The following is a 12,766-nucleotide window of genomic DNA, read 5'->3' as shown; positions in this document are numbered from 1 at the left end:
GTCAGCGGTCGAGCGCGTCGATCGCGCGGGCCATCGACGTCCCGAGGTTCCATCGCTCGGCGAGCTCGAGGGCGGCGGTGCGGCGCGCTTCGTCGAGCGGGCGCAGCTCTCCGTCGACGTCGCCGAGCGCGAGGTCTCTGACGACCGCGACGACCCGAGGCGCCACGTCGAGGTACGGCGCGGCGGCGAGGACCTTCGCGGCCTGACCCTTCGTCATGCCCACGCCCTCGGCGGCGGCAGAGCGGATGGCCGCGAGATCGCCATGCGCGGCGAGGAGCGTCGCCGCCGTCTTCTCGCCGACACCCGCGACGCCCGGCAGCCCGTCGGAGGCGTCGCCGCGGAGCGTCGCGAAATCCGCGTACTGGTCGGCGCGGATGCCGTATCGCTCGAGGATGACGCCCTCCGTCATCACCTCGAGCTTGCTCATGCCCTTCACAGTGGAGATGACGCGCACCTCGCGGGCGTCGTCGACGAGCTGGAAGAGGTCGCGATCGCCCGTGACGATGTCGACGGGCATGGCGGACTGCGTCGCGAGCGACCCGATGACGTCGTCGGCCTCGTGCTCCGCCGCCCCCACGATCGGGATGCCGAGCGCGCTGAGCTCCTCGCGGATGACCGGCACCTGCGCCTCGAGGGGATCGGGCACCTCCTCCACGTCGGGGCCTGCGGCGACGACCTCGACGACGCGGTGCGCCTTGTACGACGGGATGAGGTCGACGCGCCACTGCGGGCGCCAGTCGTCGTCCCAGCAGGCGACGAGGTGCGTCGGCTCGTAGGTCGTGACGAGCTTCGCGATCATGTCGAGGAGGCCGCGCGCCGCGTTGACGGGCGTGCCGTCGGCGGCGCGCACCGTGTCGGGGACGCCGTAGAACGCGCGGAAGTAGAGCGAGGCGGTGTCGAGCAGCATGAGGCGGGGCACGTGCCCATCCTGCCAGTGCCGCCGCGTCACCATCCGTTCATGTGCGCGTCGTCCGCGGCTCACCCGCGGACCGGGGCCCGTTCACGCCCTCGACTCACCCTGGTCGTCAAGGTGGGACACCCGCGTCTCGCCGCGCGGGGCATCCCGCGGAGCCAGGAGGTCACGTGGAGCGCGAGCCGGTCGCATGGATCGAGTCGCCCCTGCAGCTGCTCGGGGCGGCCGAGTGGGCGCACGCTCACGGCACCGTGATCGATGTCGCGTGCCGCCTCACGACCCAGGTTCCCGAGACCGCGGCAGAGCTCTCGGCCCGGCGCGCGCCGCTCGGAGACATGCTCCCGTACTTCGGCATCCCGTGGCGGCTGCTTGCGCGCCACCGGCACTGGATCGTCGGCGACGGCTTCTCGGGGCAGTTCCGTCTCGCCGCGAGCGTGCTGCGCCCCGACCGCGTGACGTTCCTCGACGACGGCGCGAACACGCTCGCCCTCGCCGAAGCGCTCACGGGGCGGCGCCCCTACGCGCGACCGGGGCAGACCGAGCGCGGGCTCACGGCGCGATTCGGCCCCTCGGCCCTCGAGCACCTGCGGCGACGCGCACACGCCGGCAGCGTCGACCTCTTCACGGCGTTCGCACTGGGCGACGAGCGCACCGCGGCGCTGGGCACGCTGGGGGTCGGCGTCGGCGCCCACGGATTCGGATGGCTGCGCGACAGCGCGCACAGCGACCGGATGAGGCGGGCCGTGGGTGGAGATCGCCTTCTGCTCGGCAGCGCGCGCCCGGTGGACGGGCATATGCCGCTTCCCGACTACATCGCGTGGGTCGCCGACGAGGCGGCCGCTGAGCCGGTGACGTACCTGCCGCACCGCCGTGAGACCGACGAGCAGCTCGACCTTGTCTCGGCGCTGCCGGGTGTGACGGTCGCGCGCCTCGGGCTTCCGGTCGAGCTGGTGCTGGCGGGGGCCGGGCGGCCGCTCGAGGTCCTGTCGCTCACGACGAGCGCGACGACGACGCTGTCGCTGCTGCTCGAGGGCACGGGAAGCGTGCTGCGCGAGAAGGACGGCATCGTGCGACGCACGGGAGAGCCGTTCGCGGACGAGCTGCCGGGGCGGACAGCCCCGGATGAGACTGCGGCGGTCGGCGCGAGGGAGCTGGGGGGCTCCGGGGGCGCGCCGACCGCTGCGATCGACGACGCGGCGACGGCGCCGGCCGACGTCGTCGCGGTGATCCCCGCTCGCGGCGGATCGGTGGGGGTGCCGGGCAAGAACCTCCGCCGCATCTCGGGGGCCCCGCTTGTGGGCCGCGCGGTGCGCTCGGCGCTCGACGCGGGCATCGACCAGGTGTTCGTGTCGACCGATGATGCGGAGATCGCGGCGACCGCGAAGACCTACGGGGCGGCGGTGATCGAGCGTCCGGCGGAGATCGCCGGTTCGACCGCGAGCTCGGAGTCGGCGCTCCTGCACGCGCTCGACGCCCTCGCGGCCCAGGGCGTGCGCCCGCGCGTGCTCGTCTTCCTGCAGGCGACGTCGCCGTTCATCGACGCCGAGGCGCTCCGGATGGCGGTGGCCGGGGTCCGAGAGGGGAATGCCGACTGCGCGTTCTCGGCGGTCGAGTCCTACGGCTTCCTGTGGCGGCGGGGCGAGCAGGGGGCCGAGGCGGTCAACCACGAGGTCGGGTACCGACCGCGGCGGCAGGACCGCGAGCCGCACTTCCTCGAGACAGGCGCGTTCTACGTGCTGGATGTCGAGGGCTTCCTCCGCGCCCGCCATCGGTTCTTCGGCCGTATCGAGATCGTCGAGGTTCCCGAGCGCACGGCCATCGAGATCGACTCCGAGGAGCAGCTCGAGATCGCCCGGGCGATGGCGCCTCTCATCGACCGGATGCGCGTTCGCGCGGGCGCGCGGCGTCGGTCCGCGCACGCGATCGACGCATGACCACCGCCGCACTGCGGCGGGTCGTGGGGATCGCCGACACGGACTCGTACGTCAAGTGGGCGGCCGCCCTGCTGGGGACCCTCCCGGATAAGGCTGGCGAGCTCATCGTGCTGGACACGCCGCTCGTCGTGAGCGACGCCCAGCTCGAGACGGCGCTCGCGGGAAGCGGGCTCGACCGCAGCCGTGTGCGGCGCGCCGCCTTCGACGAGCTCGCGGAGCTCGTGGCGGATGCCGACGCGGTGCTCGTCGCCGCGCGCGGTCCGCTCGTGCGCGTCGTCGCGAGGGAGGTCGCACAGCTGGAGCCGCGGCCCGTCATCGTGACGGGGCTCCCGGGCATCTCCGTCCCCGCGACGTGGCTTGCCCTGCACTTCCGGCGTCAATGCGATCTCTTCGTGCTGCATGCGCATCGCGAGGTGCGTGAGTTCGCCCGGCTCGCGGAGGAACGGGGGATCGCGCAGCGGTTCGGCCTGGCTCGCCTGCCGTTCGCGGCAGGAGGCACGCCGAGCGGGCAGCCTGCGCGCGGCGGCACGGACCTCGTGTTCGCGGCGCAGGCGATCGTGCCGCGCGCGCGTGAGGATCGTGAGCTCGTCGCGCGCATCCTCGTCGACGCGGCGAAGCTCGATCCGAGTCGCCGTGTCGTCGTGAAGCTGCGCGGGCGCGCGGGGGAGCAGCAGACGCACGCCGAGCGGGACGCCTATCCGGATCTCATCGCCGAGCTCGGCGACGTGCCGCCGAATCTCGTCTTCTCGACGGAGCCGATGGGCGAGGCGCTCGACAGGGCCGAAGGGCTCGTGACCGTCAGCTCGACCGCCGCGATCGAGGCCATCGCGCGCGGCGTGCCCGTGATCGTGCTCGACACGTTCGGCGTCTCACGCCGCCTCATCAACGTCGTGTTCGAGGAGAGCGGCCTGTTCGGCGGTGAGGACGACGTGATCGCGCGGAGCTTCCGCATGCCCCGCGCGGAATGGCTGCGCGACAGCTACTTCCACGACACGGCGGACGACGACTGGAGCCAGCAGCTCGCCGGGCTCGTGGCGCAGCGGCGGGCGGGAGCGCTCGCGCCGCGCCCGCCGTACCGGCGCTGGGGAGGCCGCGCTCGCGACGCGTGGGAGCGGCGGCTCGCACTGGGCGACGCCGACCGCACGGTCTCGGGAGCCGTCGCGTACGCGATCGGCGTGCCCATCCGCTCGGTGCTGCGCTTCACGAGGCGCATGAGACGACGCCTCGGCGCTGCCGTCTCAGCAGCCGGGGCCCGCGGGGTTCTCGACGCATGAGCCCTCGACGAGGGCGGTGTGCGCCTCGACCACCCGCACGGATGATCCTGCTGACGTCGCGGTGACGAGCCCGTCGACGGGATAGACGCCCCACACGCCGAAGTCGACTACGGCGCTGTACGACACGGAGACGACGACGTCGTACGAGCCGCGGGCCGCATAAGCGTGACTCGTCTCGGTCGCCGAGAACTCCGGGAGCCCGAGGTCGTTCCATGTCGATCCGCCCGAGCCGACCGTCTGCACCGTGCCGTCGCCGAAGTCGAAGGCGAACGACGTGGGCGTGAAGGTCACGGTGACCGGCAGTCCGAACAGCGAACCGCCAACGACGTGCTCGTGAGCGGGCGCGACGACGTTCATCGGCATGCCCACGATCGCGATGCCGGCGGGCTCGGTGGTCACGCTCGGTGGAGCCGGCGCGAACGTCAGCACGTCGCGCTCGGTCAGCGGCGGGATGACCGGCGCCTCCGGCTCGGGATCCTCCTCCGCCGGCGGCTTCTCGACACGGCACTGATCCCGTGCCGCCGGCCAGTTCTCGAGCCGGCACGGCACTCGCTCCTCCTGCTGCCCCGGCACCTGCGGCAGGCCGTTGTCGCCGTAGTCGATGTACTCGTACTCCTGCTGCGGGTTCTGCTGCTGCGGCGGAGGAGCCTGCGGAATGTGCCGCTCTCCCTCGAGCTCGACGTGGTCTTCCTCATTGTCCGGGCACGAAATCCAGGCGTTGGGCGCGGCGCAGACCGGGACGGCCTCAACATCACCGGGAGCAATAGCGAGTGCCTGGCCCGCTGCGAGCATCGCGAGAGCGATCGTCCACGGGCGAGTTAGCATTCGTAATCACCTGCCACATCGCTCTCGGCGATTGCATAGCCGGTCCGGGTCGACGCATGTTCGAATGCGACTTCAAGCGGTTGACGGTCTAGCCGCTCTTCAGTGACGAGGGATCTACCTTCTGCGTCAACAACATCAACGTCAGTCACATCGAGACAGAGCATGGCAACTGTTCGCCCGCCATCGGTGCTAAAGCTCACTCCGGAAAATGTGTCATATTTTGTTTCGCCGGTTACGGTCCATCCATCGGCGTGCATTTGGGAGAAAAGTTCTCTGAGCTCGGCGTTCTCCTTCTCCACGGCCCACTCATAGACGTTCTCAAAAGTCTTGGGATCGCTGAGTATCACTGCGTTCGTTGCCGCGATATACGCCCGATACGTCTCCTCCGCCGCGGCGAATGCCTCCTCCTCGGACGCGAAGCCGGTCGGTGTCGGCGTCGGTGCGGGCTCGGGAACGCAGCCCGCGAGCGAGATCGCGCCGGCGATCGCGGCGACGAGGGCGAGGGGCCTGCGGGGCATCATGCTTGTCACGGTAGTGCGCTCGCGGCGCGGACGCGGCAGTTATCCACAGGCCATGATGCGGTCACTGGAAGTCGCGCGAGTTGTGCTTGACCCCGACGCGGAGGTCTTCGAACGCGTCGGCGAGGAGGTTGACGACGCCCTCGGGTGAGCGCTCGAGGATGCCGCGTGCGATGAGCGCGGGGCTGTCGCGCAGCACGCGTCGGTAGCGGTTCCAGACGCCCGTCGAGCAGATGACGTTCATGAGCCCGTGCTCGTCCTCGAGGTTGAGGAACGTCACCCCCGATGCGGTCGCCGGGCGCTGCCGGTGGGTCACGAGGCCCGCGATCTCGACGCGGCGACCGGACTCGTGCGTGCGCAGCGCCGTCGACGGCAGCACGCCCCGGCCGTTGAGCTGCACCCGGTAGTGCGCGAGCGGATGGTCGTTGACCGAGATGCCCGTGGCCCACAGGTCCGCGGCCAGGCGCTCGAAGCTCGAGGGGTCGGGGAAGAGCGGCGGCTGCACCGACGCGACCGTGCCCGGCAGGAACTCCGCGCGATCGAGCGCCGCCGAGCCGGCCATCCAGATCGCCTCGCGACGGGTCATCCCGAGGCCCTCGAAGGCCCCCGCCGTGGCGAGCGCCTCGACCTGCGCCTCGGTCACGCCCGTGCGCCGCACGAGCCCGTTGAGGTCGGTGAACGGGCCGTTCGCGGCGCGTTCGGCGACGATCCGCTTCGCGGTGGCGAGGCCGATGCCGGTGACCCCGGCCAGGCCGAGGCGGACGGCGTGCGCGCCATCGCGTCGGTGCGCCTCCGACTCGTCTGGTGCGCTCCGCTCGAAGTCGCCGACGGGAGGCTGGTCGTGCTCACGGCACGCTTCCCGTCCGGTCGGCGCCCTGCGCGACGCGCCGATGGTCTCGCGGCTGTGCACACGGTGCGCAGGCTCGTCGGCGCGCTCGAGGGGCTCGAGCTCCTCGGTCGCACCCGACAGATTGATGTCAGGTCGGCGCACGCGCACCCCGTGTCGACGCGCATCTGCCGTGAGCGACGCGGGCGAGTAGAAGCCCATGGGCTGCGAGCGGAGGAGCCCTGCGAGGAACGCGGCGGGGTAGTGGAGCTTGATCCACGACGAGGCGTAGACGAGCAGCGCGAACGACAGCGAGTGCGACTCGGCGAAGCCGAAGTTCGCGAACGCCTGGATGCGCCCGTACAGGTCGTCGGCGAGCTCTCCCGTGATGCCGTTCTCGGCCATCCCCGCGTAGAGCTTCTTCTTGAGCGTCTCGATCTTCTCCTGCCCGCGCTTGGAGCCCATCGCCCGACGGAGCAGGTCGGCCTCGCCCGCGTCGCAGTTGCCGACGGCGACCGCCATCTGCATGAGCTGCTCCTGGAAGATCGGCACGCCCAGCGTGCGCTTGAGCACCGGCTCGAGCTTGGCGTGGGGATACTCGACGACCGCCGCGACGCACGCGTCGTACGACAGATCCGGGTGCTCGCGGCGGTAGGCCTCGAGGGCCGCCTTCCGCTTCACGAACGGATGGACGGCCCCGCCCTGGATCGGACCGGGGCGGATGAGGGCGATCTGCACGACGAGGTCGTAGAACGAGCGCGGCTGCAGCCGGGGGAGGAGGCCCATCTGCGCACGCGACTCCACCTGGAAGACGCCGATCGAGTCGGCGCGGCACAGCATGTCGTAGACCGCGGCCTCCTCGCGCGGGAGCGTCTCGAGTCGCCACTCCTCGCCTGTGGCCTCGCGGATGATGTCGAAGCAGTGCTGCAGCGCCGCGAGCATCCCGAGACCCAGCAGATCGAACTTGACCAGACCCATCCACGCCGCGTCGTCCTTGTCCCACTGGATGACCGTGCGCTTCTCCATGCGGGCGTGCTCGATGGGCACGACCTCGCCCACGGGGCGCTCGGTGAGCACCATCCCGCCCGAGTGGATGCCGAGGTGCCGAGGCGCCTTGAGCAGCTCGGTCGCGTACGCGAGCACCTGCTCGGGGATGTCGTGGTCGGGACCGGTGTCGACCGAGGCGCCCCAGCGCTCGACCTGCTTCGACCAGGCGTCCTGCTGGCCGGGGGAGAAGCCGAGGGCCTTGGCCATGTCGCGGATGGCGTTCTTCGGCCGGTACTGGATGACGTTCGCGACCTGCGCCGCGCGCTCGCGGCCGTACTCGTCGTAGACCCACTGGATGATCTCCTCGCGCCGATCCGAGTCGAAGTCGACGTCGATGTCGGGCTCCTCGTCGCGCAGCGCGGAGAGGAAGCGCTCGAAGGGGAGGTCGTAGAAGATCGCGTCGACCGCGGTGATGTCGAGCAGGTAGCAGACGGCGCTGTTGGCGGCGGAGCCCCGACCCTGGCAGAGGATGCCGCGGCGGCGGGCCTCCTGCACGATGCCGTGGACGATGAGGAAGTAGCCGGGGAAGTCCTTCTCCTCGATGACGCGCAGCTCCATCTCGATGCGCGTGCGCACCTCCTCGCGGCGACCGGGGTACTTGCGGTCGACGCCCTCCCAGACGAGATGGCGCAGATGCTCCATCGGCGTGCATCCGTCGTCGAGATCGAGCTTCGGCAGCGCGGGCTTCGCGAGTCGCAGCGGGAAGGCGAGCTCGTCGGCGAGCGGCACGGTGCGCTCGACCGCCCCGGGATGGCGCGCGAAGAGCCGCGTCATCTCGGCGCCCGAGCGCAGGTGCGCCGCCGTGTGCGCGGGAAGCCAGCCGTCCAGATCGTCCATGCTGCGGTTCGCGCGCACGGCCGCGATCGCCGTCGCGAGCTGGGCGTCGCGCGGCGAGGCGTAGTGCACGTTGTTGGTCGCCACGGTCGGCAGGTGCAGGCGGCCGGCGAGCGCCGCGAGCGCGTCGTTGCGGGGCGAGTCGAGCGGATCGCCGTGGTCCGTGAGCTCGACGTTCACGTTGTCGCGGCCGAAGAGCGCGACGAGGCGCTCGAGCTCGCGCCCCGTGCGCTCGAGATCTCCTCCTCCGCGCAGCGAGGCATCGAGCGCCCTCCGCACCGCGCCCTTGCGGCACCCGGTGAGGACGACCCACTCGCCGCCGGCCTGCGCGCCGAGCTCCTCGAGGTCGTAGAGGGGGCGCCCCTTCTCTCCTCCGCGCAGCTGCGCGTGCGTGATCGCGGCCGAGAGCCGGTGGTATCCCTCCTCGCCGCGGGCGAGCACGAGCAGATGATCGCCCTCGGGATCGGCATGACCCTTCTGCGGCTCGGAGAGCCCGAGCGAGAGCTCGGCGCCGAACACGGTCTTGACGCTCGTCGTCTCGGCCGCCTCGGCGAAGCGGGCGAGACCGTAGAAGCCGTCGTGGTCGGTGAGGGCGAGGGCATGCAGGCCGAGGCGCTCCGCCTCCTCGACGAGGGCCTCGGGTGACGAGGCTCCGTCGAGGAACGAGTACGACGAGTGCGCGTGCAGCTCGGCATAGGGGATGGCGTCGACCGGGCGCTCGATGGGAGGCGGCGTGTACGCGCCGCGCTTGCGGCTCCATGCGGGGCTGTCGCCGCCGTCCGCTCCGGCCGGGACGGGATCGGGGCGGCGCCCGCTCAGCGCGCGCTCGAGCTCCGACCAGCGCACGGGCGGGTTGTGCCATCCCATCAGGCGTACCTCCCCTCGATCCACCAGGAGTCGTCCTCCAGAACGATGAGCCAGGCCGTCTGCTCCGCGTCGACCACCTGGAAGCGGTGCGCTCGCCGCATCCGCTCGCCGTCCCATCCGCGCTCGATCACGGGCCACGGCCCTGCCCATGCCGTGATGGGGCGCCCGTCGATGACCGCGGGCGCCGCCGTGAGCAGCCCGCGGTCGTCGACGGAGACCTCCGCGCCGCCCTGGCCGGAGACGCGCGTGCGCCTCGGATGGCGGAACACCTCGCTCGGCAGCGGCTGCGGCAGCGATCCCGGCCACGGCGCGTCGCGTCGCTGAGCCGGCCGCTCGCCGTCGCCCCACGGCACGCGCACCTCGCGCTCCTGCAGCCAGCGCCCGCCGCCGACGGCAGGGGTGACGACGCCGCGGTGCCCGAGCATCGCCTGCACGCGCGACATCGCGTGATGGAGTCGCTCGTCGGGGCCCTGGCCGATGAGCGCCGGCTGGTGATGCACGCTGTCGTCGACGGCCTCGGGCTCGATGCGGACGTGCGCGATGCCGCCGACGAGGTCGCCGCCGCCGTCGTCGGCGGCAGCCTGCAGCTGCCAGCGCACGCGGTCGACGAGGGCCGCGGGGTCGAACCGCGTGGGATGCAGCCACACGCGCTCGCTGCGCGTGCCGCGGTCGTCGGTGAGGATGATCCGGGCCTCGGTGCAGACGAGCCCGGCTTCGCCGAGGGCGGTGCAGACGTCGTCGCACGTCTGGCGCACGGCGAAGGCGATCTGATCGGCGAGCTCGAGCGGCGGCTCGAGATCGAGCTCGCGCGCGAGCTCGGGCGGCGGCGTGCGCGGCTCGACGGGACGGGAGTCCGCGCCGCGTGCGAGATCGTGCAGCCGCACGCCGTGCTCGCCGAGTCGTGCGCGGACCTGCTCGCCGTCGAGCGCGGCGAAATCGCCGAGGGTCTGCACGCCGAGCTTCGCGAGCAGCCCCACGAGAGCGTCGTCTTCGATGGCTGCGATGGAGAGGGGCGCGAGGAAGTCGGCGGATGCTCCAGGCGGCACGCAGCGGACGGGGGCGTCCGCGCGCGTCAGGCGGGCGGCGCGCTCGGCGGTGAAGACGCCGTCGGCGACGCCGGCGCGGGCTCCTGGGAGCCCCATCGCCGTGAGCGCCTCGATGAGGGCGAGGGCGGCGGGCTCCTCCCCGCCGTAGAAGCGGGCGGGGCCCCGAGCCCGCACTGCGGCGAGGCCCGGCCGCAAGGGCTGCACACCGGGGGTGAGCTCGTCGAGGCGCGTGAGCACGGGCAGGAACGCGCGCTCGTCGCGCCCTGGATCGGCCGGGGCGAGCTGCAGGGAGGGGCAGGCCGCCTGCGCGTCGCGGCGGCGCTGTCCGCGGCGCACCCCCTCGGCGCGCGCCGCCGCCGAGCAGGCGACCACGCGGTTGGCATGCAGGATCGCGACCGGCGGAGCGGCGGCGACCGTCGCAGCGGCGGTCGCCGGCGCGGCGGTCGCGGGAGTGCTCGCCTGGCGTGCCCGCGGGTCGCGTGCGGCCCGGCGTGCCGCGTCGCGCGACACGGTCCGCAGGTGCGCGGTGACCGGCCAGTCCGGCAGCCACACGACGATGGCCCTGGTCATCCGACAGCCGCCAATCCGCGTCGCGCCGCGCGCGTCTTCTGCTCGGCGCGGGCGAGCACCGCGCGAGCGCGCTCGGCGCGTTCGGCCGCCGCCGCGTCGATCCGCTCCTCCGCTGCCGGGACGGGCACCACCGCGGGCACGAGAGCCGGACGGGACACCGCGACAGGGGCGCCCTGCGGCCCGGGCAGCTGCACGCGCACGCGCTTCGGGACGGGGGAGCGCCGCCCCGACGACGACACCGTGACGGTGCGCGCCGTGAGCAGACCGTGGCCCTCGCCGAGGCCGGACCACACGGGATCTTCGAGGTGCAGCGTCGCCTCGGCCTGCGGCCAGGGCCCCGTCACGAGCAGCACGCCGCCTCGGTCGCGCAGTCGCGCGGTCAGGCGCGCGACCTCGGCATCGCGCGGGCTCCCGGCGGGGCGCACCGCGACCACGGGGAAGACCTCGGCGATCGCGGACACCGCGGCGAGCCAGCGGTCGCCGGGCTCGGGGACGAGCGCGAAGCGCGACAGGTCGACGCCCGCGGCCTCGGCCGCCTCCGCCGAGAGCTCGGGCATCCCCACGACCGCGCACCAGGAGCCCGCTCGCGAGGGCTCGGCGAGCAGGGCCAGCAGCAGACTCGCCGCGGGATCGAGCGTGTAGACGGCGCCGGGGCGCAGGCCTCCCTCGGGGAACAGGGGCGCGAGCGCGTCGTGCACGGGCAGCGCCGTGACGCGGGCGCTCGCCCGCTGCATCCTGCTGATCTCGGTCTGCAGCCGCAGCACCTCGACCGGAAGCGCCATCCCCATCCCACCATTCTAGAAAGTATGTTCTAGCTCCGCCAGAGGAGTTGTTCGAACACTATTTCCAGCCTCCGACATCGCGGTCGAGAGGACGGTGAGAGGGGAGAAGGGGTGCTGGTCGCCTCGGAGATCCGCCTCAGCGGGCGCCGAGGAACGCGCCGTCCGCTGACCCGATGAACGCGTAGTCCGCGTAGCCGTCGCCGAAGGAGATCGAGATGCCGACCGGGGCGCCCTCCTCGTAGCCGCGCTCGACGAACATGTACGGCCCGTCGACGAGCTCGTCGCGCGTCAGGCCGGCCTCGTCGAGCGCCTGCGCGAGCAGCTCGGGGAACGCCGCCCACGCGATGTCGTCGAAGCGGAAGCGCTCCGCATCGGGGTTCTCCGGCTGGATCGACGCCGGCCCCTGGTTCTCGACGGTGCCGCCCCGGTAGAAGAAGGTGTCGAACCGGTCGGAGCCCGGTGCGGTCGCCATGTCGGCGGACACGTACTCCTCGTACACGAGCACCTGCACCGTCTCATCCGTTCCCGCGGCCTCCTCGATCGCGGCGAGGGCGCGCTGCACGCGCCCCTCCGCGAACATCGACGCGTGGTCCTCGCCGGTGATGATCGTGAGCGTCTCGGCCCGAACGTCGTCGGCCACCGGCACGAGCACGGCTGCCGCACCGACCAGGGCGAGCACCACGTAGGCGGCGATCCGCCATCCGCGGCCCTTCGGGCCCGTGCCGATGATCGGATCTCCCTTGCGCCTGCGCGGCGCGCGCTCCGCGCCCAGCACGACCGGGCCATCCTGCCACTCGGCCACGTGCTCGCGTGCGGGCAGGCGCGACAGTCGCGCGGCATCCGGCACCTCGTCCTCGATGATCGCGACCTCGGGCGCATCCGCCTCGAGGCGCGCGACGGTCACGGATGCCCCGGGCTGGTACTGCGGGATCCGCACGATGTCGACGAGTTGGCGGATGGTCGTGCGGTAGGCGGGGCGGTCGGCCGGCGCGACCGACACGTCGATCTCGCACACCGGCTGGTCGTTGATCGTCGTGCCGGTGCGGCGGAGCGCGTCGATGCGGGCGGGGGCGAAGCGCCCCGCGGCCCTGGCGGCTTCGATCTTCTTCGGATGGAGCCCCGCGAGGGAGCCCATCGACCGCGCGACGAGCACGAGGGGGAAGAGGGTCGACAGGACGATGATCGCGGTGATCCAGATCCACGTGAAGCGGTCGCCGACGAAGATCGAGAAGAGGAGCGCGGCGACCCCGGCTCCGAAGACGAAGGACATGAGGAGCCTGATCACGCTTCCACGCTATCGACATCTGCCGACGGGTGGATGACCGGGGTC

At 72.4% G+C, this 12,766-nt stretch carries 9 protein-coding genes; 2 read left to right on the top strand and 7 right to left on the bottom strand.

The annotated features are described in order from the left end of the window. Position 1: 1 nt before the first annotated feature. Positions 2–907 carry a 5'-3' exonuclease gene (locus GC092_RS10060; RefSeq protein WP_324014889.1) on the bottom strand — a complete coding sequence of 302 codons (906 nt, stop codon included), beginning with the start codon at positions 905–907 and terminating at the stop codon, positions 2–4. Positions 908–1,083: 176 nt separating this feature from the next. On the opposite strand from GC092_RS10060, the gene GC092_RS10055 reads away from it, so the two are divergent. Together GC092_RS10055 and GC092_RS10050 are read left to right on the top strand one after the other, a co-directional pair. After that, positions 1,084–2,847, top strand: coding sequence for an acylneuraminate cytidylyltransferase family protein (locus tag GC092_RS10055; RefSeq protein ID WP_324011728.1), 1,764 nt, complete (start codon positions 1,084–1,086; stop codon positions 2,845–2,847). After that, on the top strand, positions 2,844–4,121 hold the full coding sequence (locus GC092_RS10050) for a DUF6716 putative glycosyltransferase (RefSeq protein WP_324011726.1): 1,278 nt from the start codon (positions 2,844–2,846) through the stop codon (positions 4,119–4,121). The genes GC092_RS10055 and GC092_RS10050 overlap by 4 nt, the downstream gene beginning before the upstream one ends. Here GC092_RS10050 and GC092_RS10045 read toward each other — a convergent pair. The 6 genes from GC092_RS10045 to GC092_RS10020 form a co-directional block, all read right to left on the bottom strand. Beyond that, positions 4,086–4,946 (bottom strand): hypothetical protein, encoded by an 861-nt coding sequence (locus tag GC092_RS10045; protein ID WP_324011724.1) that lies wholly within the window; start codon positions 4,944–4,946, stop codon positions 4,086–4,088. The two genes, GC092_RS10050 and GC092_RS10045, sit on opposite strands and share 36 nt — an antisense overlap. Beyond that, positions 4,940–5,467, bottom strand: a complete 528-nt coding sequence (locus GC092_RS10040) for a hypothetical protein (RefSeq protein ID WP_324011722.1) — start codon at positions 5,465–5,467, stop codon at positions 4,940–4,942. Before GC092_RS10040 ends, GC092_RS10045 begins: the two co-directional genes overlap by 7 nt. A gap of 61 nt (positions 5,468–5,528) precedes the next feature. Further along, the gene (locus tag GC092_RS10035; protein ID WP_324011720.1) at positions 5,529–9,038 is read right to left on the bottom strand and encodes an error-prone DNA polymerase; all 3,510 of its coding nucleotides are present in this window, start codon (positions 9,036–9,038) and stop codon (positions 5,529–5,531) included. After that, positions 9,038–10,654 carry a DNA polymerase Y family protein gene (locus tag GC092_RS10030; RefSeq protein WP_324011718.1) on the bottom strand — a complete coding sequence of 539 codons (1,617 nt, stop codon included), beginning with the start codon at positions 10,652–10,654 and terminating at the stop codon, positions 9,038–9,040. The genes GC092_RS10035 and GC092_RS10030 overlap by 1 nt, the downstream gene beginning before the upstream one ends. Next, on the bottom strand, positions 10,651–11,442 hold the full coding sequence (locus tag GC092_RS10025) for a DnaE2-dependent mutagenesis accessory factor ImuA' (protein ID WP_324011716.1): 792 nt from the start codon (positions 11,440–11,442) through the stop codon (positions 10,651–10,653). The genes GC092_RS10030 and GC092_RS10025 overlap by 4 nt, the downstream gene beginning before the upstream one ends. Before the next feature lie 130 nt (positions 11,443–11,572). Continuing rightward, positions 11,573–12,721, bottom strand: coding sequence for a hypothetical protein (locus GC092_RS10020; protein WP_324011715.1), 1,149 nt, complete (start codon positions 12,719–12,721; stop codon positions 11,573–11,575). Between the last annotated feature and the right edge of the window lie 45 nt (positions 12,722–12,766).

It is taken from the genome of Microbacterium sp. JZ37, from assembly GCF_035188445.1.
Taxonomy (GTDB): domain Bacteria; phylum Actinomycetota; class Actinomycetes; order Actinomycetales; family Microbacteriaceae; genus Microbacterium; species Microbacterium barkeri.
This window is presented reverse-complemented; position numbering and strand designations above follow the sequence as displayed.

Excerpts from the sequence above, each read along its gene's own strand:
- GC092_RS10060 (WP_324014889.1), bottom strand. The coding sequence starts at position 907 with ATGCTGCTCGACACCGCCTCGCTCTACTTCCGCGCGTTCTACGGCGTC.
- GC092_RS10025 (WP_324011716.1), bottom strand. The coding sequence starts at position 11,442 with ATGGGGATGGCGCTTCCGGTCGAGGTGCTGCGGCTGCAGACCGAGATC.
- GC092_RS10040 (WP_324011722.1), bottom strand. The coding sequence starts at position 5,467 with ATGATGCCCCGCAGGCCCCTCGCCCTCGTCGCCGCGATCGCCGGCGCG.
- GC092_RS10035 (WP_324011720.1), bottom strand. The coding sequence starts at position 9,038 with ATGGGATGGCACAACCCGCCCGTGCGCTGGTCGGAGCTCGAGCGCGCG.
- GC092_RS10045 (WP_324011724.1), bottom strand. The coding sequence starts at position 4,946 with ATGCTAACTCGCCCGTGGACGATCGCTCTCGCGATGCTCGCAGCGGGC.
- GC092_RS10050 (WP_324011726.1), top strand. The coding sequence starts at position 2,844 with ATGACCACCGCCGCACTGCGGCGGGTCGTGGGGATCGCCGACACGGAC.
- GC092_RS10030 (WP_324011718.1), bottom strand. The coding sequence starts at position 10,654 with ATGACCAGGGCCATCGTCGTGTGGCTGCCGGACTGGCCGGTCACCGCG.